Origin of the sequence: Helicobacter canis (genome assembly GCF_900451095.1) — a bacterium.
In the GTDB taxonomy this organism is placed as follows: domain Bacteria; phylum Campylobacterota; class Campylobacteria; order Campylobacterales; family Helicobacteraceae; genus Helicobacter_B; species Helicobacter_B zhangjianzhongii.
Genome location: NZ_UGHV01000001.1, coordinates 421,294 through 442,713 on the forward strand (window position 1 = coordinate 421,294; position 21,420 = coordinate 442,713).

Genomic DNA, 21,420 nt, shown 5'->3' on the forward strand with positions numbered 1-21,420 from the left:
CGCCTACACGACTAGCCGTGTGAGAATCCACCAAAGAAGCCCAGCCAATGCCACAACCCATAGAAAAAATCGCCCTAATTGTCCGCCCAGAGTCCCCTGAGCTAGCAAGCGCGTGCAATGAAGTCATAGCGGTATTTGAGCGATTTGGGGTAGAGGTGTGCGTGCTAGAATCTAGCGTAGCAAGCTTGGGGCTAGATCCTAGGCTTGCCTGCAAGGAGAGCGAGCTTGGGCAAAGGGCGCAGGCGTTAGTCAGCTTAGGAGGCGATGGCACGCTCATTTCTGCGGTGCGTAAAAGCCTAGGGCTAGATCTGCCTGTGCTTGGGATCAATATGGGGCGGCTGGGCTTTCTTACTGCGATTAAGCCGAGCGAGCTTGAAGAGTTTGTGCCGCTGCTAAAAGGGGGGGAGTATGTGCTGGATTTGCATTATCTGCTACAAGGATCATTAGAAAAATCGGCTTTGCGCGATAAATCGTGGATTTCATCGCCGCGCTTGTGCGATAGCCACTCAAGGCTTATCTCCGCGCGCGGCTCGAAAACAAGCGAAGCGGTGCAAGGCGAAGCCGCAGCAGGTTTCTTTAGTAAAAGCCACGATTTCTCATCGCAAATCCTAGAATCCACTTTTGAAAGCCCTACCGCAATTCCTAGAATCCTTGAAGAAGATCAGGCTTTATGTGAAAAATCTGCTGAAAATAAAAACCAGCCGCAAAGTGAAAAAGTGGATTCTAGCTCCGCCCATTTTTCACAAGCACACTCCCAATTTCTGTCATCGCGAGCCGATGAACCCCTTTTCCCGTCATCGCGAGCGAGTGAAACGAGCGTGGCGATCCATAACACAAACCTAGAATCTAGTTTTGAGAAATCGCAGAAAATGGATTGCCACGCGGATTTACAATCCGCTCGCAATGACAGCAAAACTGCCCAAAATTTAAACGACTCGCAGGCGGAAGGAAAAGTGGATTCTAGGAAAGCCGCAAATGTAGGCGAGCAGCCAAAGGATTCTAGGATTTTGGAGATAGAATCGGGGCTTTTCGAGCCGCGCAAGGAGATAAGACTAGGGCGTCTATCGACGCCGCGCGGCGATGAAATCCACGATTCTAGCCCAAAAGCCGAATCCACCAGCAAAAAGCCAACGCCCAACACACATAGCCCCTTCTATGTATTGAACGAAATCCTAATCACCAAAAAAGCCATCTCCGGTATGACCAAAATCTATGCCACCATCAACAACGAGCATTTCCACACCTACCGCGCCGATGGGCTTATCATCGCTACGCCCACAGGATCAAGCGCGTATAATATCTCTGCTGGCGGCTCGCTCGTGCATCCGCAATGCCGCGTGATCTTGCTCACCCCTGTTTGTGCGCACTCGCTCACGCAGCGACCGATGATTGTAAGCGATGATTTTTGCCTGCATTTTAGTGTAGAAGAGGACTCTGTGATTATGCTTGATGGGCAAGATCGCATAGACTTCCGCAAGGGCGATACACTGATCGTGCGAGGATCTTTCCCTATCCAGCTTATCCAGCACCCCAAGCGAAGCTACTTTGCCGTGCTAGAAGAGAAGTTTGGCTTAGGCGGCAAGCAGATATGAGCATAGCGTGAAACATATACGCGTGAAAAAGGAGAAGCGATGATAAAAAAGCTGCATATAGAAGACTCCGCGCTTTTTGGGAGCTTGGAGCTGCATTTTAGCGCGGGGTTTTGTGTCTTTAGCGGTCCTAGTGGCAGCGGCAAAAGTGTCCTTATGGACTCGCTTTTAGCGTGCTTTGGACTCAAAGAGCCAAATGCCTCTATCATCGAAGCAGACATTGTCCTAAGCCCTAGTCTCATCAAAATCTTTGAAGAAGAGCTAGGGATTGATAATGATCTGCTTAATATCAAAATCATCAAAAAGGACAAGATCCGCTATTTTGTCAATTTCACCCCCATAGCCAAAAAGCAGCTATCTCTAATCCTAAGCCGCTTTGTCAAGCATATCCACTCGCGCGGCGGCGATGAGCTAGGAGAGAGCAGCCTGCTAGGCTTGCTTGATCAACTAGCCATAGCGAAATCCCCCAGCCACAAGGAGAGCCTAAGAGACTTCCGCGAGCATTTCCGCGCCCTAGAGAGCGCGCAAAAGGAGCTACAAGCCCTAAAAAGCGCGCAAGCAAACGCCCAGAGCCTAAGAGAGATAGCGAGCTTTGAAGCAGAGCAGATCGCCTCCATAGCCCCCAAAGTCGGCGAGTATGAAGAGCTACTAATGTGCAAAAAGACCCTTTCACGCAAAGAAAAGCTCCTAGAGTCCATAGCCAAAGCCACCTCCGCGCTAGAATCCACCTCCGCGCTAAGCTCTGCCCTAGCCCTGCTAGATAAGCCAGAGCTGCAAGCCACCCTAGAAGAAGCCCTAAACGACACCCAAGCCACCCTAGAAGAAGAGTCCCAAAAGCTAGAAAACTTGCAAGACTTAGATGTAGAGAGCCTGCTAGCTAGGATCTCTGCTCTCTCAAGTCTCATCACACGCTATGGCAGCATAGAAGCAGCCCTAGCGCACGAGCAAGCCCAGAGAGAGAAGCTAGAAGCCCTGCAAGACTCCAGCACCAAGACAAAAGAGCTAGAAGATCGCATTGCCGCGCTAGAATCTAGCCTAAGCTCCCAAGCCCAAGCTCTCACGCAAACGCGCCAAAGCGCGCTAAAAAGCCTGCAAGACTCCTTGCAAGCCCTATGCCTTGCCCTAAAGCTTAAGCCCATCTCCTGCACGCTTTGCCCAAAGCCCCTAGACCATAGCGGCAGCGATATGCTAGAGCTACGGCTAGATCACAGCAGTATCGCCACACTCTCTGCCGGGGAGTTTAACCGCCTGCGTTTGGCAGTGATGTGCGTGGGCGCGCGGCTGGAGAAGAAGCAGGGCGTGCTAATCCTAGATGAGATTGATGCGAATTTAAGCGGGGAGGAGAGCGAGGGCGTAGCGCGCGTGCTCCAAGAGCTAGCCAAAAGCTATCAAGTCTTTGCCATCTCTCACCAGCCCCATATGCCAAGCCTAGCCACCGCGCACTATCTAGTCAGCAGCGATGGTGCGCACTCGCAAGTCCGCCTGCTTGATAAGCAAGGCAGGGTGCAAGAGCTAGCTAGAATGATCAGCGGAGCAAATATCACTCAAGAAGCCCTAGACTTTGCTAGCAGGCGACTAGAGCAAGGGCAAGTCTCTGCAAACTAGATTCTAGTAGCAACGCCTTTTCTCGTCATTGTGAGCCTTGCGGTGCAAAGCTTGCGGTGATGGGTTAAGGTGGAGGCTTGGGCTATTTGATTGTTGAAAGTTTATAAATCAAATATGCAGTAAATCCAAAAAACGCCACAAAAGCCGAAAGTAACGCTAGTAGTCCCATATTAGTCTTTCTCCTTTTCTAGCTTGTCTATTTCTTTCAAAAATAACCTTACAAATACTACCAATCACGCCCAACGCTTGAATCTAGATTTTAAGGCTCTTTGGGTTTAAAATGCAAGGTAGTGCCAAACGCTAAGGCGCGGGGCGTAAGCCCTGCCTTAAGCTAGATTTCATCACCAAACCTCCAACTAGCGCGTGAATCAAGCGCGTAAGCGCGCAGATTGCCCTAGTTATTTACTTGTTTTTTTATCGTGTATGATAGCTCTAAGAGCCATTAAAGGAATAACAAATACTGATAGAGCTATACAGGCAAGAATAATCGTGTTTAACATCACAAATCCTCCAATTCATCTATTTTCTTGTCAATGTAAATTGAAAGCCATATTACAACAAGCACCAGAAATACGATAGATAGTAAGCTTAGAAGTAGTAGCCAAGTTTCTAATTTTGAAAAATTAGTAATGCTCCAGCCAATAATCGCTAGCAATGTAGCAACGACTATACCTAGCCAGAATCTAAGCATTGTTAATCGCTCTTTGTGCTTATCAACCTTTGCCATTCTTGGATTATATCACACTCCCCAACTGATTAAAAAAGTGAATTTTACAATATTGCTTCTTTTTGGCGTAGTCACCAGCGTAGTGCAGAGCAATTGGGCTGACAGGCGAACGCCTAAGGGGCGGAGCGATTACTAATAGCTGCCGCACTACGATATTTTTGTAATTTAAGCTTAATCAAAAAAAAAAAAAAAAAGAATTTTGTTTCTGCATTTTAGATTTTGGCTACTTTGAAACTTAAGGAGATTGATGTGAAAAGTCGTTTGTTTGGTTTAACTGCAATTATTTGTTCTTTGGCGTTTGGGATTCTCCAAGCAGAAAATGCTGCAAAGTCCAATGATTCACAGGGTTATGGTAAGTTTTTTATCGGTGCTGGTGCTACATTTTTTGGTTGGAAAGCGCAAGTTGGTGCAGAAGCTTTGGCTGGGTATCAATATTATTTCCCTAAGGAATACTACATCGTTGATAAATTCAGGCAGGGCATTAGGGGATATGGAGTTGTTGCGTATGGCTTTTATGGTGATGGTGGCACAGATTTTGATGGGAATAAGTATTCTCAGGCATTGCACAGCTTCCCTATACTTGCTTTTGTGGATTATACGCTAGACTTTACACCAAAAGAAAAGTATGTGTGGGGGATATTTGGTGGGATTGGTTTGGGGGTTGTTCCTATAATACATTCTTACACAAGCAGAAGTATTTATGGTCTCGGTAGCTCAGGAAGTGCAACTAATTTTGATTTTGGATGGGCTGTTCGAACAGGTGGAAGTCTAACAATAGATAATAAACATCGATTTGAGTTATCCTTTGGTGCTGGGTATCAGTATGTAGGGCTACGATATATGCTCTTTCTCTAAATCCAACTTCTACGCCCGAATTTAAAGCATATAGGCAAGTATGTAGGGTAAAATCCATTTCACAAATCCCTAGCAAAGAGCCTATATGCAAGCCACCGCCCAAAGTCAAAAACTAGATTCTAGTGTGAAAGTGGATTTGTAGATCGCCACGCTTTGCTCTAGCAAAGCTTGCGATGATGGGTTAAGGTAGATTGCTTGGGCTATTTGTTGTTTTCTAATGTCGCAGTATATGCACTATATGCTATGATACAGAATCCAAGAATAATAGAGCCAAATACAAGATATTCCATTTCTTACTCCTTTTTGCTTTCATAGATTTGCTTGATGATTTTTCTCATTTTCTTGTTGATTAACAATGCGATAAATGCAAACATAAACAAAAGAATAATAGATGAAATTATAATCCATAATTCGCTTTTGTTGTAGTTTGTAGCTAGCCAGCCAATTATAGCTAAGAATGAAGCGACAACTATCCCTAGCCAGAATTTTAATATTGCTAAATCTTCTTTTAATCCATCTAGCTGTGGCATTATTCTCCCTTTAATAGACTTAGCTAGTCTTAGCCCTTGTGCTTCTCTTGGCAGTGCTTATACTCTAGGGTATTTGTGCTTGTCAAGCGCAAATTGTAGCAAATGTTTAAAATAGGGGCAATGCTCCACATAATACTTAAGCGAGCAGCCGACACTTTGTCATTGCGAGCGGTGCTTGCACCGCGTGGCAAAGCAAGCGTAGCGCAGCTTCTTTAGTAATCCACAAGCAACAAAACAAAAAGCACAAAAGTGGATTCTAGGGTAAAATCCATTTCACAAATCCTTAAGCAAAGAGCCTATATGCAAGAAAACCTAAGCACTCCAAATATTTTACAAGCCACTCAATCCTACAAGCAAGCCCTACTAGACACCGCCCAGCTAGGCAAATCAAACGAACATAGCTACCGCACGCAGCTACAAAATCTGCTCAATGCCCTAAAACCCCTGCCTATCCGTATAATCCACGAGCCACAAGCAGAAGTAGGACAAGGTAGTATCCGCCCAGATTTTAAAGTCTATAAGCAGATAGATTCTGCAACCGCTCTAAGCTACAACGCTCTTGTAGGTTTTATAGAATGCAAGGAATGGGGTAAAAAGCTAGAACTTGACATAAAGGGCAAGCAGATTGAAAAATACCTTGCTGTATGTCCTAATATCCTATTAACCGATTATAATCGCTTCATACTCATTAGTTTTGGTAATGTGATTGATGATGTAACGCTTTTTCCTTACGGAATAGATGCTAATCTTTTAGCCCACGAGCAAGAATCGCATTTGCTAGAGAGCTTAAATAGCTTTCAACATCTTTTATATGATTTTTTTAATGCAAGTTACGCCACGATAAAAAGCAAACAAGAGCTAGTGAATGTCCTATCCACGCAGAGCTTTTACCTTGGGCTAAAAGCTAGAGAATCTTATCACTCCACACCACGCACAAGCTTTCACAAGTTTTTTGAAAAGACTTATGAGACCTTTGGGGCTATCACGCGATATGGCTTAAGCATTGAAGAGTTTTGCGATTTATTAGGACAAAGTGTCGTATATGGGCTACTTGTAGCGTATTTAGAGAGTGAGTTAGATAGTGCTAGTCCTTTGGAGTATGTTGGCGTTGAGAGTATAGCCACGCTTCTGCCTAAAGAGTTTCATCTTTTAAGCGAGTTTATCTACTTTTCAATCCCTAGCTTCCATATCCCAGAGCCTGTATCCTACGCGCTTGAAAATATCAAAAAAACCATTGCCCTTATAGATAAACCCGCCCTTGCCACAATGCTCAACACACAAATAGAATCCATATCCATCTATCTCTATGAAGACTTTTTAAAAGCCTATGATGATTTGCGTGGCAGTGAGAAGCGTAAGGAAGGGGGCGTTTTCTACACGCCAGAGCCCATTATCAACTGCATTTGCTCTAGTGTGCATTCTCTGCTCAAAAGCCACTTCAACAAGCCAAAGGGCTTTTTGGATAGCAATGTCAAAGTGCTAGATTTTGCCACAGGCACGGGAAGCTTTTTGGCTAAAGTTTTTGAGCTTATTTTAGATGAAGAAAAATCACGCGTATGGCAGCAAGAAGCCATTAGAGAGAAGTTTTTAAAAGATATTTATGGCTTTGAGCTAAGCTTTGTGCCTTATATCGTAGCACATATTAAGCTTTCTTCCATTCTTAAATCAAGGGGCTTTAGCAGCTTTGATAGTGAGAATAAGCTCCAAATATTCCTTACAAACACGCTAGATTTAAGCATTCAAGCTGATTATAAAATGACTATGCCTTTATTGCTTTTAGAAGAGCAAGACAAGCTTGCACGCAGGATTAAGCACACAGATGAAGTGCTAGTGATTATGGGCAACCCACCTTATTATCAAAATTCTAAAAACAATCTCCCTGAGATTATCAATCTCCTAGCCACTTATAAGCCAAGCAACGAGCAGAATATCCAACCACTTAATAATGACTACATTAAATTTATGCGATTTGCTCAATGGAAGCTCCTAGAGCGGTATAACCCAGCAGAATCCGCTCCTTTAGTGCTAGATTCTAGGCAGGGGATTATGGGCTTTATCACGCCAAATTCTTATATTTGGGGACGCACTCATCGCAAAATGCGAGAGTCTCTCTACAACGCCTTTGATAGAATCTATATCATCAATCTCCACGGCGATAGTGAGAAAGATAGGAAAGAAGATGAGAATGTGTTTGATATAAGAGTAGGAGTCTGCATATCACTATTCATCAAATACCCTGAAGGGCATTCAGTATTGAGCGATAAATCGCGGATTGCTTCAGCGGAATCTGCGGCACTTACGCCCAGTAAGCTTCTTGCTTCCGCTTCGCAAAGCCACGATTTCTCATCTCAATCCTTAGAATGCCAAGATTCTAGCGATATGGATTCTACAAACACAGATTCTCAAAAAGTGGATTCTAAGATTTTCTACTTCTCCACAAGTGATAATGCAATTTACAAAAGAGCGGATAAATATACCCTGCTCAATGACATAGCCCAAAAGGGCTTAGATTCTATCTCTTGGCAGAATCTAGAGTGTGAAGCACCTTACTTTTGGTTTATCAAACGCGATTTAGACTCACACGAGTATGAAGACTTTTTCGCATTAGCTGAAGATAAGGCATTGGGAGATTCTAAGGCGATATTTATAGAATACAATAGTGGTATAAAAACTTCAAACGATGATTTAGCCACACGATACACAAAAGATGGTGTTGAAATATTGCTTAAAGATATTACAGAGCTAGAGATAGAATCCATTGCCACAAAATATAAAATACAAAACCCCTATAAAACCGATTGGGATTTAAGAAAAATTAAACAAAAAATTATGGCAGACAATGATAAAGAATCTAAAATCCACCAAATCGCCTATCGCCCCTTTGATACACGCTATACATACTACACAGGCAAACAAGGCTTTATTGGGCGTCCAAGATTCTCTATAATGAAGCATTTTCTACTTGGAGAGAATCTTGGGCTATGTTTTCCAAAAACATCTTATAACGAAAACTTTGATTATGGGCTTGTTTTAAACACTATTGGTGATGTCGCACTAGGCGGTAAAAACTCAGGCTCTGAAACCTACATCGCTCCGCTTTATCGCTATGAGCAAACAACAGGCGATGATGATAAACAAACGCATACGCTAGAAAAGCTCCCAAACTTTACAGAATCTTTTAAAGCCTACTGCCAAACTCATAAGATTCTAAAATCCAAAAGCCCGGAGCAGATTTTACACTTCATCTATGCTAATTTGTTCCACCCACGCTACCGAGCGAAATACGCGCAATACTTACGCATAGGCTTCCCGCGTATCAACTTTGAAGTAAGCAAAGAGAGCTTTGAAGCCTTAGAGTCTATCGGCAGGGAGTTAGCAGAGCTGCATTTGCTGCGTAAGATTCCACAAGATTCTAGCATTGAGCTTGACTTTAGAAATGAGCCTAAGAATAATCCTAGCTACACTATACAAAAGCTAAACGCCAAAAACCGCTTTGTAGATTCTATGCTGATACTCAATGATGATTTATGTATCAAAGGTGTAGATACAGCAGTCTATGACTACACTATAGGGGGTTATAAGGTGATAGAAAAGTGGCTAAGCTACCGCAATGACTACACTTGTAGTAAGCTTGAGCTAGAGCATTTAGAATCCATCTGCAAGATTCTCAAACGCACTATCGCCCTGCAAAAAGAGCTAGAGCAAATTGCGTTGTAAGCAAAGCCCCTACCGATACACCCCCAGCTACCGATACACCCCAAGGTAGCGCGCTAGGAAGTTAAACACAAACGCCACGCCTGTGGCGATGATCTTGCCCACCATAGCAGAAGTGCCCAGCCACTCCACGCAGGCATAGAGCACTCCCATATCAATCACAAGCCCCCCAAGGCTCACCAAATACACCAGCGCGCCCTCTTTGAGCAAGGAATGCCTACGCGATGTGAAGATGAAAATCCTAGCGAAGATGAAGTTCCACAAAGTCGCTATGACAAAGCTTAGCACCCCAGAGAGCAGGTATTGCAGCCCAGCTTGCAAGCCTAGATAGAAAACCGCCCAGTTAATAAGCGCGGCACTCCCGCCCACGATGACATACTTCACAAAGCTAGCAATATGCCCCATAGCACTGCACTCCTAGAATCTAAAGCCGCGATTATACCCAATAGAAGCTAGTAGAATCTAGCCAAATGCAAATGGATTGCCGCGCCTTGCCAAGCAAGTCTCGCAATGACAAATAGCAGCATTAGTGAAAGCCTAGATTCTACTCGATGGGTTTAAACTCCACCTTGATCTCACGCCCTATAATCCCAAACTGCCTAAGCGTGTGCGCAAACCAAGGGAAAAACCACCCCTCCCACTGCCAGTGTGGAAACTCCTTTGGCACAAAGATTCGCACAGATTCTAGCCCGCTAGATTCTGCCTCTATCACCTGCGCTACCCACGCTTTCGCATAGCTTCTATGCTGCAAGTAGGCATCTCTAGGTCGCTCATCATAGCCCTGAAATGGGTGTAAAAAGCCAAAGCCCACGACAAACACCGCAGGCGCGATGAGCCTAGGCATAAAGCGCAGCAGAAGAGAGAGCCACACGCAAGCAGTGAGCGCGACACTTAGCAGCAGCCCACTCATCAAATAATGCTTCGCCCCACAAGATGAGACGATCCCTGTATAGCCAAGTGTCAAAATCGCAAGCCAAAGAATCTGCGCCACAATAACGCCGCGAAGCTCTCTGTGCCTAAAGGCTAAGGCTAGCACGCACAATGCCAGCACGATAAAAAGCACCCAAAATCCCGCGCGGAAGCTTTTGAGATGCTTTATCGCATAGGAAATCCCAAAGCCAAAGTCATAGCCGCTGCAGTAGCTCCCGCGTCCGCCATTTAGCCCATACCACACCGCTATGAGAAATAGCCCCACGCAAAGAGCTAGGCAGAGCGCGTAGAAGTCAAGGGATTTGATAAGTGCTAGTGGGCTTAGGGATTTGTGCTGCTTGATTCTAGCAAGGGTGGCAAATAGTAGCGAGATCCCGCAATAGCTTGATAGGATAAGCGCGGAGCTTGTCATAGAAAACTGGCTAAGATAGAGTGCTAGTGCTCCTATACCTATAAGTGCGTGTGTGGTGGGATCAAGGCTCTTGCAAGCGTGCGCATACTGCTTGCTAGGGCACAGAATCTGTGCAAATTGATAGCGCATAAGTAGGGTAAGAAGTGCGAGATTTAGGAGATTTGGGATAATGTAAAAGGCTGTGAGAGTAAGCGTGTAGCCTAGCCCTTCTGCCTGCAAATCCGCTGGCAAAAATAGCGGCATATAAGAAGCCTTACTCGCGCAAAAGCCGATGATGACAAAGCTGCTTGTGCTAAAAAGAGCTAGAATCTGGTGGCGCGTGATAAGCAAGCTCAAGCGATAGAGAAGATAGCACAAAGCAAGCGTAGAGACACTTAGCACAAACGCACAGGTATAGACCATCGCATCGATGAAGTCTAGCCCACTAAGCGGCATAAACACATACGCACACAGCACACCAAGCCCAGCGTGTGCCAGAAGCGGCAGAATCCTATCTGGGATCCAGCCATTATCGCCGGGCTTCATCGTGCCATAGATACTAAGGTATTGCCAATCATCACCCCAAAAGGGCAGCGTAGGATAGCCATAGCCAAAAAAGAGCAAGAATATGCCAAAAAGCAGGGCAAAAAAGATGAGAGTATAGAGCTTGCTAGATCCTGCTTGCTTGTCGCTGCAAGCAGGCGTGGTAGAATCGCTGTCATTGCGAGCCTTGCTTGGCAAGTCGTGGCAATCCTCGTTTTTACTCGTGGCGTTTTTGCTGTCATTGCGAGCACATTGAAAATCCGCGCGGCAATCTATTTGCGTTTTTTCAAAAGTGGATTCTAGGGCTCCTCTATTTTGGGTATTTTTCTTAGAATCCACTTTTTGATTTATGGATTGCCACGCCGACAAGTCGGCTCGCAATGACAGACAAGGCGCATTGTGTGAAAATGTGGATTCTAGGGAAAGCTGCTCGCGGTGGGATTTTGGCTTTTCATTACTGCTTTGGGATTCTAGAACGGCGTTTTGCGTATTTTTTGGATAACCTTGCTCGCGGTGGGATTTTTGAGCTTGCGCCTGTTTTTTATTAACGCTTTTGGATTCTAAGATTTTGGAGCTAGAATCGTGGCTTTGTGAGTTTTGTGGTGCAAAGTCGCTCGCGGTTGGGTTTGGGTGATAAAAATGGGGCTTTGCAAGCGCGTGCAAGGGCGCATACTTGGCGTATGTAACTGCAGCACGCGCGCCGCAATCGCCATTTTTAGCCCCAAAGCCTACGCGCCTAAGTTCCCCCCCGTTTGGTTTTGGCATCTCTCTCATACTCTCTCCTTTCAACATCAACAGCAAGCCACGATTATACCCAATCAAAGCTAGATTCTAGCCGCGCTTGTGGATAATGGCGAAATTATTCATACCTAGCTGGAAGTATGTATGCTTTGTGAGTGTAAGCTCTGGGATAAGCGCGACTAGCTCGCGTAAATCGCGCTTGTTGTAGTAGCGTTTGTGATCGCGGATTTCTTCTTCACTCACAATCTTTAGCCTAAAGGCTAGAAACTCCAGCACAGGCTTGGCAGCGTGGCTTGGCACAGTCAGCACAAGCGCACCACTAGGCTTAAGCACGCGCGCGATTTCTTGCAGCATCGCGTGTGGGTGGTGCAAATGCTCTAGCACCGCTAGCATTGTTACTACTTCAAAGCTTTCATCGGGAAAGGGCAGGTGGCAGAGCTTGCCTTGCTTTGCTTCGGCTACGCCTCGCGATGATGAAAAGCTAGAATCTAAATTGCTAGATTCTAGGTCTGGGCTTATGGATTGCCGCGCCGACAAGTCGGCTCGCAATGACAGAAAATGGGCGTTGCTCTTAGAATCGTGGCTTTGTGAAAAAGTGGATTCTAGGGAAAGCTGCTCGCGGTGGGATTTTCGTGCTAAAAATGGGGCTTCGCAAGGCGATTCAAGGGATTTACCTTGAGTGGTAATGAGCGCAGAATCGCCGTAGCGATCGCCATTTTTAGCCGAAAAGCCTACGCGTTCAAGTGTTTCCCCCCCCCCCCCCGTTTTATCGGCAAGCTTCTCCTCAAAAAAATAACTAAAAGTGCAGAGCTTTGGCGTATTGATACTAGGGGCTTTGAAGTCAATCCCAATGCCGCTTGCGATATAAGGCTCAATTTCTCTCAAAAGCCTTGCCTCCCAGCCACAGCCTATATCAAGCACGCTAGGATTGTCAAAGGCTTGGATCGTGGGCAGGACACGAGCTAAGCGCATTTTGCGCAAGGTGGATTCTAGTAGGGCTTCTTTCATTGATTTTTCCTTTGCATTGACTCTTCCTTTGCATTGATTTTTCTGCGTTGTATTTTTCTTGTTGTAGTCTCGCTAGGGCTTAGGCTCTTGCGTGTAGAACATCTCTCTGCCCCAAAACTCTCCCTTGCCGAGATTCTGGTTGAAGTAAGGCGTCATCGGGCGCGCTTCATACAAGATCGCTTGCGTATTGTCATTGGGCGTGTCAAATCGCACATACTCCAGCACGCCTAGATCGCTCACGCGTTTTTGCACATAGACTTCTCGCACTTTGGGATACTCTAGTATCGCCCATTTATCGTGGCGGTAGAGATTAGGCACGCTAATCAGGCTAGCAAGCACAAATCCCCCCACAAGCCACCTTGTGCCAAGTCTCTGCCACATAAGCCCCACAAGCAGCACCGCCCACACGATCACAAACGCATACCGCCCATTCATAAACATCGGCACACACGCCAGCACAAAGGCAAAAGCTAGCCACCACGACCTAGCCTTGTATGCCTGCATTACAATATAGCCAAAAAGCACCGCTAATAATGGGATCAAATACACCATACCAAAGCGCGGATCAGGTCCGGCGAAAAACCAATACACCACCCCTATGGCAATACACCCAAGCACCACGCCAAAGCCGCTTATGCGCCTGCGTGTGTAGAGCCTAGAGGCAAGCACAAATCCTAGCCCCATAAAAAAGCTATACACAAAGTATTTGAAGTAGCTAAAATAGCGCGTCTTCATACCAAACCACTCCACCATCCACGCAGAGTCCGCTAGCACCTCACGGCAGTTTTTCATCGGCGCACGCGCCCAGCTCATAATCCAGCATACTTCATTTTGTCTCATCTCTTCACTCACCGCCCAAGGCAGGCTTGTGATATAGCCAATGCTTGCAGGATAAGCGATCATTCCTGAAGAGGCAAGTCCCTTAAGCACCCAAGGCAGCACGAGAATCGCACTAAGCGCGCCTAAGCCCAAAAGCCCTAGCAAAAATTTCTTGCTTAGGATTTGGGATTTATACACAAGCACAAAGCTTATGATCACAGCTAGGATCAGCGCGAAGTTGGCGATTTTGACCATTGTGGCAAAGAGAGCAAAGAGGAAGAGCAGCGCAAAGAGCGGTGTTGCGGTATTGTCCCTAGAATCCACTTTTTTGCTAGCGGCGTTTTTTCTGTCATCGCGAGCAAGCGCGGTAGTGCCAGCGCGGCGATCCACAAATTCCGCGCTAGCGGGATAATCGCTCCTAGAATCCACTTGCGCGGATTCTTTTATGGATTGCCACGCCACTGCTTGCGCAGTGTCTCGCAATGACGAGGAGGCGGATTTTTCAAAACCGCCCTGATTGTCTTTCTCAAGGATTCTAGGAATTGCGGTATTGCTAGTGGTGCTTTTTGTGGATTTTGGGGCAGAGCTAGACTGATGGTCTGCGGTTGCCCTAAAATCCACAAAATCACTGCTATGATTACCCAAAGCCGAATCCATTATATACAAGAGGGCAGCAAAGATCGCTACCCCAAACACCACCCCCACCCCCTCCACATACAGCCCCATAAACTCGCCCCACTTCAAAATCAGCGGAAATGGCAGAAGAGCGCAGATGATAAAAAGCTCATAGAATCTAGGATCGCGGCTTTGAAGCAGGCGCATAAACGCCAAAAACGCGCTAAAAAGGAAGCTAAAATACATCACTTCATTGCCCACAAAGCTACGCAAGCTTGGGATCATCTGTGAGACATCAGTAAGCGCGTAAAATCCATAAATCAAGCCATTGTATCCCAGCCGCGTATGGACATTACCCAGCCCAAAGACTAGCGGAGACTCTTGTATCCACGCAACAATCTGTATATGGTAATTCACACTATCACCCACAGAATCACTCATCGCGCTAAGAGGCAGCAGCACAAGCAGCCCCAGCCCCGCAGCTATACCAACCTCACGCGATATAAACTCTCTGCCTAGCCACGCAAAAAGCCCAAGCCCTAGCAGAGCTACCGCCACACTCACCCACCCCCACAGCGGGAAAAACAAATGCCACACGCAGACAAAAAACATAAGCATAAAGCCCCCAGCGATAAAGCCAAGCAAGCTTGCAAGGGCTAGCGAGTCTCCAAGCAAGCTCCCAAAAATCGCATACCGCTTGCACGCTAGCTTTAATGCCATAAGCCCATAGCCATACACCGCCAAAATCCACACACAAAGCACCAAGGCTATTGCCCCATTTATCATCGTAATATGTAAAAGCTTTTCTATCATCGCTAATCCTTAAGAGTGTTTGTAGCTAGCCCTTGAAGCGATACTTCACTATCGCCCACAGAGCGCGGAAGCCATCTTTAATGCCTATTTTCTTGCCCTCTTCATAAGTCCTGCCATAATAGCTTATGCCCACCTCATAGATTCTAATGCCCTTGATCTTGGCGATTTTTGCCGTGATCTCTGGCTCAAAGCCAAAGCGATTTTCCTCTATGCTAATGCTTTGGATAATCTCGCGCTTAAACACCTTGTAGCAAGTCTCCATATCAGTTAGATTTAGGTTTGTCATCATATTGGATAGCAAGGTTAATAGCCCATTGCCCATCCTATGCCAGAAGTAAAGCACGCGGTGGGACTCCCCACTCACAAAGCGCGAGCCAAAGACCACATCTGCCACGCCCCTTTCAAATGGGGCTAGAAGCTTTGGATATTCACTTGGGTCGTATTCTAAATCAGCATCTTGGATCAGCACGAGATCGCCGCTTGCTTGCGTTATGCCGGTGCGTAGGGCTGCGCCTTTGCCTTGGTTTTTGTCGTGGTAGAGAATCTTTAAAGAGCAGTTTTCTTGGCTAGGCTGCAGCGTAGCTAGAATCTCCCTTGTGCCATCAGTGCTGCAATCATCAATAATGACAATTTCTTTATGATAAGGGATTTGCACGCTTTGCACCGCTTGTAAAATATCTGCGATCGTGGATTTTTCATTAAAGCAGGGAATGATAATGGAGATAGAATCTAAGGTGTTTTTGCCATCATTGCGAGTGATAGCGTGTGGAGCGTTATTTTTGCCATCATTGCGAGCCGCTGTGTGAGCTGCGGCGCGGCAATCCACCCTAGAATCCACTTTTTCACAACTAGATTCTAGGCTCTCTACCCTTTGGGCGTTTTTCTTAGAATCCGCTTTTGCGCCTTTATGGATCGCCACGCCGCTTTGCGCGGCTCGCGATGACAGAAAATGGACTTGCTCACTAGAATCCACTTTTTCACTCGTGGCGTTTTTGTCATCGCGAGCTAGCGTGGTAATGCTAGCGTGGCGATCCACAAATTCCGCGCTAGCGGGATAGCCGCTCCTAGAATCCACTTGCGCGGATTCTTTTATGGATTGCCACGCCGACAAGTCGGCTCGCAATGACAAAAAAGGCGCATTGTGTGAAAAAGTGGATTCTAGGGGTTGTGTTTTTGTCGCTGTGGATTGCCACGCCACTGCTTGCGCAGTGTCTCGCAATGACAGAAAATGAGCGTGGCTTTTTTCAAACGAGGATTCTAGGGAAAGCTGCTCGCGGTTGGATTTTCGTGCTAAAAATGGGGCTTGCTCTTTTGTATTCTCAGCAGAGGATTCTAGGATTTTGGAGCTAGAATCGTGGCTTTGTGAGTTTTGTGGTGCAGAGTCGCTCGCGGTGGATTTACTAAAGAAACTGCGGCTGCGCCTTGTTTTGTGATTTTCACTACTGCTTTGGGATTCTAGGATTCTAGGATTTGCGGTATTGCTAGTGGTGCTTTTTGTGGATTTTAGGGTAGAGCTAGACTTGTGGTCTGCGGTTGCCCTAAAATCCACAAAATCACTGCTATGATTACCCGAAGCTGAATCCTTACTTAGCTTCCCCCCCCCCCCCGTTTGGTTGGTATCTCTCTCATACTCTCTCTCCTTTCAACATAAATCGCGCATTATAGCCAATTTTATAACGCCTAAAAATCTTTAAGCTCTAAATCCTGCCATATCTCTTGCGGTGCGCTGGACTCTGCTGGCAGGGGGAGAGAGTGGGTAGCAGGCTCTGTGTGCTGGGCTGTGGAGCTTGGCGAGCTAGGATCCAATGCACTAGAATCTAGCGCATTAGATTTCTGTGCTGGGTCTTGTGGGGGTGGCAGCTGCTGGGACTCTTGGGGAGGGGTGGCTGTGGGCTCTTTTGTATTTGGGGATTCTTGCGCGTTTTTGGGGGCTTGTGTTTGTGTGGCTTCTTTAGGGGCATTTGTGGATTCTAGGGGCTTTGACTCTTGTGGTTTGGCTTTTTTGCTGGGCTTTTTGGCGTGCTTTTGGGCTAGCTCTTTTAGGTGCAAGGCAAGCGACTCTGCTACGAGCTTGTAGCCATAGGGGGTTAGATGCACATCTTGCTTTGAGAGAGCTTGGGCGATCCACTTTTGCTTCCCGCCGCTCTCATCGATTAGCTCCTGCATATCAAAATACAAGCTTTTCTCATCTTTAGCTAGATCTTTTGTAGCATTACGCACGCTTTCATAGCTTTTGCTTTGGACATAGCTGCCGCTTTTTTGCTTCAAGCGCACTTGCGGCGCACCTAGTAGGAGGATACTTGCTTTGGGCTGGAGCTTGCGCAGAGTGCGGATAAATGTGGCGAAATTTTGCTTATAAAGCTTGGTGTTGATCGTGGGCGAGATCGCGTCATTTGAGCCATAGGATATGATGATTAGATCACAATCAAGCCCCCCTAGCTCCTCTTGCCACAGCCCTTGCTCCCATTTTTGATACAAATCACTGCGCGCACCATTTATGCCGAGATTTACCACATAGCTATCGCCCTTTTGCGTGATGATATAGCCTCCTAGCAGAGCATTAGGCAGCAAGGATTCTATATGGATAGGGAAGTGCAGGGCGATAGGCGGGGAAATCTCCCATTGATCTGCGCTTTTTGCCCCTAGTCGCTTGGACTTGCCGCTAGAATCCTTCACCACAAATGCCCCCAAAGTGCTAGGGGCTTTAAACACAAAGCGCACGCTGAAGTCTTGATTGTCTTTAGGAAAATTGAGCGAGAGCTTGATAGATGCGCCCTCTTGCTTCGCACGCGCGATAATGCCCCCTAGCGGGTAGCTTCTCGCCCCATCTTTGCGCGAGTTGATAAGCTCAAAGCCCTTGTGCTGGTAGTGGGTGAGTAGATTTTGGTGGAAAGGCGGAAAGATAGGATACACAAAGCCGATAGAATCCACCTCCATAAGCCGATCGCGCAGCACGCGCGGGATATAATCCCCTGCGATATGAGAGTCCCCAAAGACTGCGATCCTTAGCCCTTGGTCTTTAGCCTTGTGTGCTTGCGTGAGCTTAGAGGCTAGGTGCGAGAAATTGTCCTCGCCAAAGTCGATGAGCTCGCCCTTTTTTGCCATAGAGTCTAGCACGCTTTGGGCTGGGAGCTTGGGGGCTGGCTTTTTGGCTTTGGGCTTTTTGTGGGATTTGGTGGATTTAGATTGCGTGGTAGATGCTTTGGCTTGGGGCTTATCTTGGGTGGCTTTAGCATTGGGAGTGGGCTTTGTGGCAGCTTGGGGGCTGGGCTTGCTTGGCGTATTTTTGGAGCTTGGTGAGCTAGCTAGGGTGATACTAGGGCTAGCACAGACACACAATAGACAAAACAAGAGAAATTTACGCATTGATCTTTTCTAAAGTGGATTCTAGCCCAGCAAACCTAGAATCCACTTTTGGCGCATTGGCGGGATTGTTTTCAAACGAGGATTCTAAGAGAATGGCGGATTTTTGTATGGATTGCCACGCCGACAAGTCGGCTCGCAATGACAGAGAATGGGCGTTGTCGCTAGAATCCGCTTTTTTGCTAGCGGCGTTTTTTCTGTCATCGCGAGCGGCGTGAGCCGCGTGGCGATCCATAATGTTTGCGGCATTGTGTGAAAAAATGGATTCTAGTGGGTTGGTATATTTTTGTATGGATTGCCACGCCACTGCTGGCGCAGTGTCTCGCAATGACGATAAATGAGCATTGTCGCTAGAATCCGCTTTTTTACTTTGCGGCTGGTTTTCAATGTCGGCTGGTTTTTCACTTGTAGCTCGATTTTCTTCTTCAAGGATTCTAGGAATTGCGGTATTGCTAGTGGGGCTTTTTGTGGATTTTAGGAGGGAACTAGACTCAAGGTCTGCGGTTCCCCTAAAACAAGGGATACCGCTCGGCGTTAGCCGATGTTTCTTTAGAAAATCCACAAAATCACCGCTATGATTACCCAAAGCTGAATCCCTCTCAAAAAGAGCTGAATCCTCATTACTATCCCCACTAGAATCAACTACCTCTAGCCGCTCCAACAACAACCCCCCCAACACCCTCGACCCCTCTCCACTAAAATGTATCCCATCATTAGCACGCAGCTTCACGCTCTTGCCACTCTCTGTTTTGCCATAGGCTGTATAGACTCCATCAGGAGCTAGCGCGACATTTGAGGGTAAAAACACTGCCTTATAGCTTGCCACTTCCCTAGCATACAGAGTGTTTAGAAACGCTAGCTTGGCATTTAAACTAGGCTTTTTGACAATGGGAGCTTCATACCACACGACAATGGCATTATGCGCATTTGCTGTCTCTAAAATATCGCGCACACGCCCTTGATACACCTCCACCCATTCAGGGCTAGCATATTTGATCTTAGGCATATTGTAGGGGTCATTTGCCCCTACCATAATCACCACGATGTTGATATGCGGATTTTTCGCAAAGGCGTCTTTAAGCGTCTTGCCCCAATCAAAAAAGTCTATATAAGTAAGCCCTGTGCTTTGCTTGGCTATATCAATCACGCTAAATCCGCGCTTTTTAAGCTCCAGCCCAAGCGTCATACCCACCCCTTGCATCAAAGAATCCCCAATAAACAAAAAAGTGGATTCTGGCTCTAGCGCGATTTTGCCCTCTTGCGTGATAAGCGGATAGATCACTTGCTCTATCAAATCGCTAGAATCCACTTCTTCTGCTACCTCTTCAGTCTCTTTGCTAGAGTTTAGGGCTAGCTCCTCTTGAGAGGGGAAAAGCCTTGCGCGCAGAGAGTCAAGCCCACGCGCTGGAGTGCCTAGCGCATAAAGCAGTGGCGAGCTAGGGTCAAAAGCAGCGATATGGTATTTTTGCTCGATGTAGGAAAACACGCTTTTATTCATCACCACAAGCACGATGACAAAGCCTAGCACAAGCGTTAGGAAAAACTCATAAATACGCATTAAAACCCCGCGTAGATGAAGTTTGGTATGCCATCAGGCATTAGGCAAAAGACCAAGAGAAGCACCGCCGCTAGCACAATGGGCTTTAGGATATTTGGGATTTTATAGAGGTAGAATACACATTGCCGCAAGAGGTTTTGACACAATGGATAGAGCATAAACAGCACCGCCCCCACTGCGAGAATCCCCACTTCACGCAAGCCAATAGGCTTAGAAAAATTCTCCACAAATGCCCCCAAAAACGCCACAGAATCCCCAAAATCCTTATAGCAGAAAAACAGCCACGCAAAGCTCACAAAGCAAAAGGTGCAAGCCCTAGCCACAACGCCTGCAAGCACGCCGCTGCCAAGCCCAAGCCCCAAAGCCCTTAGGCTATTTAGCCACACAAGTCCAAGCCCGTGCAACGCCCCCCAGATAAGGAAATTCAGCGTATTGCCGTGCCAGATTCCAGATAAGACAAATGCCACCATCACAGCCATTTGCGCCCGCCAGAATCCATTTTTGCTCCCTCCTAGCGGGATATAGATAAAATCGCGGATAAAGGTAGAAAGACTGATATGCCACCTAGCCCAAAAGTCCTTGAGATTGCGCGCCATATAGGGCATATTGAAGTTTGGCGGGAGTGTGAAGCCTAGCATAAGCCCAAACGCACACACAAGATTGACATACCCGCTAAAGTCGCAATAAATCTGCACGCTATACCCAAATATCCCTAGCAGCAGCTCGATAGCGTTGTGATTGAGCGGATTACGCAAGATAGGCTCTGTGTATTCTTGCGTATAAGTGGCGATTAAGACCTTTTTGACAATCCCAAAAAGCAAAAGAGCGATGATGAGATTGGCACTTTTAGCCTGCCACAATCGCACAGACTTTAGCTGCGAGAAGAAAAAATCACTCCGCATAATAGGACCTGCAATAATGGTGGGGAAAAATGAGAGATAAATAGCAAGATTTGGCAGGGACTCTAGCTTGGGATTGGTGATATAGACATAGTCGCTTGGGATATGCTTTGCGTGATAAATCGCCACAAGATAGGTGATAGAAGCAAAGCTATAAAAGCTAAGCCCTAGGGGCAGCACAATATCTATATCCATAAAATCTAGCCCAAACAATCGCAAGAGATTTTCAAAGCCGTCTTTAAAGCTAGCAAAATACTTAAAAAAGCTCAAATTACACACCACCAGCGCGATGGCAGCTAGCAGCCCTGCTCTGCCGCTGCCCGAACTCCCAGCTATCATCAAGCTAGCCCCAAAGATAAAGAGCGTATAGAGTGCTAGCACCAGCGCGAAGTAAAAGCTCCCAAACCCCCATAAAATCGCGTAGTTAAAGACAAGCAGCAGGGCATTCTGCCACGCTAAATGCTTATGTAAGCACCAATACGCGATAAAAAATGCGACAAACACCACACCAAATTCTATGGAGAAAAAAAACATATACTTCCTAAATATCTTAAGTGAAACCTAACGCTGTGTTGTAAGCTATATCAAGCAAGCAGTATAGCAAATCCCACCTTAAGCAAGCGCGATAATCTCGTTTAGTGCGCTATTGCGGGGATTATCGCTAGAGACTCTCCCAATCAAGCCCAAACAAGCATAATCCTACGCAACACTACTTGTCGT

14 protein-coding genes are annotated in these 21,420 nt (G+C 46.4%); 4 read left to right on the plus strand and 10 right to left on the minus strand.

The genetic code is table 11. From position 1 onward, the window contains the following. Window positions 1–47 precede the first annotated feature (47 nt). The 3 genes from DX060_RS02105 to DX060_RS02120 all read left to right on the plus strand — a co-directional run bounded on the left by DX060_RS02105 (window position 48) and on the right by DX060_RS02120 (window position 4,776). Window positions 48–1,592 (plus strand): NAD(+)/NADH kinase, encoded by a 1,545-nt coding sequence (locus DX060_RS02105; protein WP_115010934.1) that lies wholly within the window; start codon window positions 48–50, stop codon window positions 1,590–1,592. 39 nt (window positions 1,593–1,631) lie between these two features. Next, window positions 1,632–3,194, plus strand: a complete 1,563-nt coding sequence (locus tag DX060_RS02110; RefSeq protein WP_115010935.1) for an AAA family ATPase — start codon at window positions 1,632–1,634, stop codon at window positions 3,192–3,194. 976 nt (window positions 3,195–4,170) lie between these two features. After that, window positions 4,171–4,776 (plus strand): outer membrane beta-barrel protein, encoded by a 606-nt coding sequence (locus tag DX060_RS02120; RefSeq protein WP_181814138.1) that lies wholly within the window; start codon window positions 4,171–4,173, stop codon window positions 4,774–4,776. Window positions 4,777–5,069: 293 nt separating this feature from the next. Here the strand turns inward: DX060_RS02120 and DX060_RS02125 are convergent, their stop codons facing one another. Both DX060_RS02125 and DX060_RS11140 read right to left on the minus strand, forming a co-directional pair. Then, window positions 5,070–5,306, minus strand: coding sequence for a hypothetical protein (locus DX060_RS02125; RefSeq protein WP_115010938.1), 237 nt, complete (start codon window positions 5,304–5,306; stop codon window positions 5,070–5,072). A gap of 29 nt (window positions 5,307–5,335) precedes the next feature. Then, complete coding sequence (locus DX060_RS11140; protein WP_181814139.1) at window positions 5,336–5,497, minus strand: hypothetical protein; 162 nt, start codon at window positions 5,495–5,497, stop codon at window positions 5,336–5,338. Window positions 5,498–5,555: 58 nt separating this feature from the next. Here DX060_RS11140 and DX060_RS02130 point away from each other — a divergent pair, with 58 nt between their 5' ends. Beyond that, entirely contained in the window at window positions 5,556–9,023 is a 3,468-nt protein-coding gene (locus tag DX060_RS02130; RefSeq protein ID WP_115010939.1) for a type ISP restriction/modification enzyme, read from the plus strand. A 27-nt stretch (window positions 9,024–9,050) separates the two neighbouring features. On the opposite strand, the gene DX060_RS02135 is transcribed toward DX060_RS02130, so the two are convergent. From DX060_RS02135 to DX060_RS02170, 8 genes are all read right to left on the minus strand, one after another. Then, window positions 9,051–9,425 (minus strand): GtrA family protein, encoded by a 375-nt coding sequence (locus DX060_RS02135; RefSeq protein ID WP_023929738.1) that lies wholly within the window; start codon window positions 9,423–9,425, stop codon window positions 9,051–9,053. A gap of 139 nt (window positions 9,426–9,564) precedes the next feature. After that, entirely contained in the window at window positions 9,565–11,658 is a 2,094-nt protein-coding gene (locus DX060_RS02140; RefSeq protein ID WP_115010940.1) for a hypothetical protein, read from the minus strand. A gap of 57 nt (window positions 11,659–11,715) precedes the next feature. Beyond that, window positions 11,716–12,633, minus strand: a complete 918-nt coding sequence (locus DX060_RS02145) for a class I SAM-dependent methyltransferase (protein ID WP_115010941.1) — start codon at window positions 12,631–12,633, stop codon at window positions 11,716–11,718. Window positions 12,634–12,705: 72 nt separating this feature from the next. Beyond that, complete coding sequence (locus DX060_RS02150) at window positions 12,706–14,880, minus strand: DUF8201 family protein (RefSeq protein ID WP_115010942.1); 2,175 nt, start codon at window positions 14,878–14,880, stop codon at window positions 12,706–12,708. A 25-nt stretch (window positions 14,881–14,905) separates the two neighbouring features. After that, the gene (locus tag DX060_RS11810; protein ID WP_258552161.1) at window positions 14,906–16,429 is read right to left on the minus strand and encodes a glycosyltransferase family 2 protein; all 1,524 of its coding nucleotides are present in this window, start codon (window positions 16,427–16,429) and stop codon (window positions 14,906–14,908) included. 131 nt (window positions 16,430–16,560) lie between these two features. After that, window positions 16,561–18,246: a GDSL-type esterase/lipase family protein gene (locus DX060_RS02160; RefSeq protein WP_115010943.1), complete on the minus strand. Its 1,686-nt coding sequence runs from the start codon at window positions 18,244–18,246 to the stop codon at window positions 16,561–16,563. Further along, window positions 18,239–19,801: an SGNH/GDSL hydrolase family protein gene (locus DX060_RS02165; protein WP_115010944.1), complete on the minus strand. Its 1,563-nt coding sequence runs from the start codon at window positions 19,799–19,801 to the stop codon at window positions 18,239–18,241. Before DX060_RS02165 ends, DX060_RS02160 begins: the two co-directional genes overlap by 8 nt. Beyond that, on the minus strand, window positions 19,801–21,234 hold the full coding sequence (locus DX060_RS02170) for an MBOAT family O-acyltransferase (RefSeq protein WP_115010945.1): 1,434 nt from the start codon (window positions 21,232–21,234) through the stop codon (window positions 19,801–19,803). Before DX060_RS02170 ends, DX060_RS02165 begins: the two co-directional genes overlap by 1 nt. Window positions 21,235–21,420 lie beyond the last annotated feature (186 nt).

Excerpts from the sequence above, each read along its gene's own strand:
- DX060_RS02110 (WP_115010935.1), top strand. The coding sequence starts at position 1,632 with ATGATAAAAAAGCTGCATATAGAAGACTCCGCGCTTTTTGGGAGCTTG.
- DX060_RS02135 (WP_023929738.1), bottom strand. The coding sequence starts at position 9,425 with ATGGGGCATATTGCTAGCTTTGTGAAGTATGTCATCGTGGGCGGGAGT.
- DX060_RS02160 (WP_115010943.1), bottom strand. The coding sequence starts at position 18,246 with ATGCGTAAATTTCTCTTGTTTTGTCTATTGTGTGTCTGTGCTAGCCCT.
- DX060_RS02150 (WP_115010942.1), bottom strand. The coding sequence starts at position 14,880 with ATGATAGAAAAGCTTTTACATATTACGATGATAAATGGGGCAATAGCC.
- DX060_RS02145 (WP_115010941.1), bottom strand. The coding sequence starts at position 12,633 with ATGAAAGAAGCCCTACTAGAATCCACCTTGCGCAAAATGCGCTTAGCT.
- DX060_RS02125 (WP_115010938.1), bottom strand. The coding sequence starts at position 5,306 with ATGCCACAGCTAGATGGATTAAAAGAAGATTTAGCAATATTAAAATTC.
- DX060_RS02165 (WP_115010944.1), bottom strand. The coding sequence starts at position 19,801 with ATGCGTATTTATGAGTTTTTCCTAACGCTTGTGCTAGGCTTTGTCATC.
- DX060_RS02140 (WP_115010940.1), bottom strand. The coding sequence starts at position 11,658 with ATGAGAGAGATGCCAAAACCAAACGGGGGGGAACTTAGGCGCGTAGGC.
- DX060_RS02170 (WP_115010945.1), bottom strand. The coding sequence starts at position 21,234 with ATGTTTTTTTTCTCCATAGAATTTGGTGTGGTGTTTGTCGCATTTTTT.
- DX060_RS02105 (WP_115010934.1), top strand. The coding sequence starts at position 48 with ATGCCACAACCCATAGAAAAAATCGCCCTAATTGTCCGCCCAGAGTCC.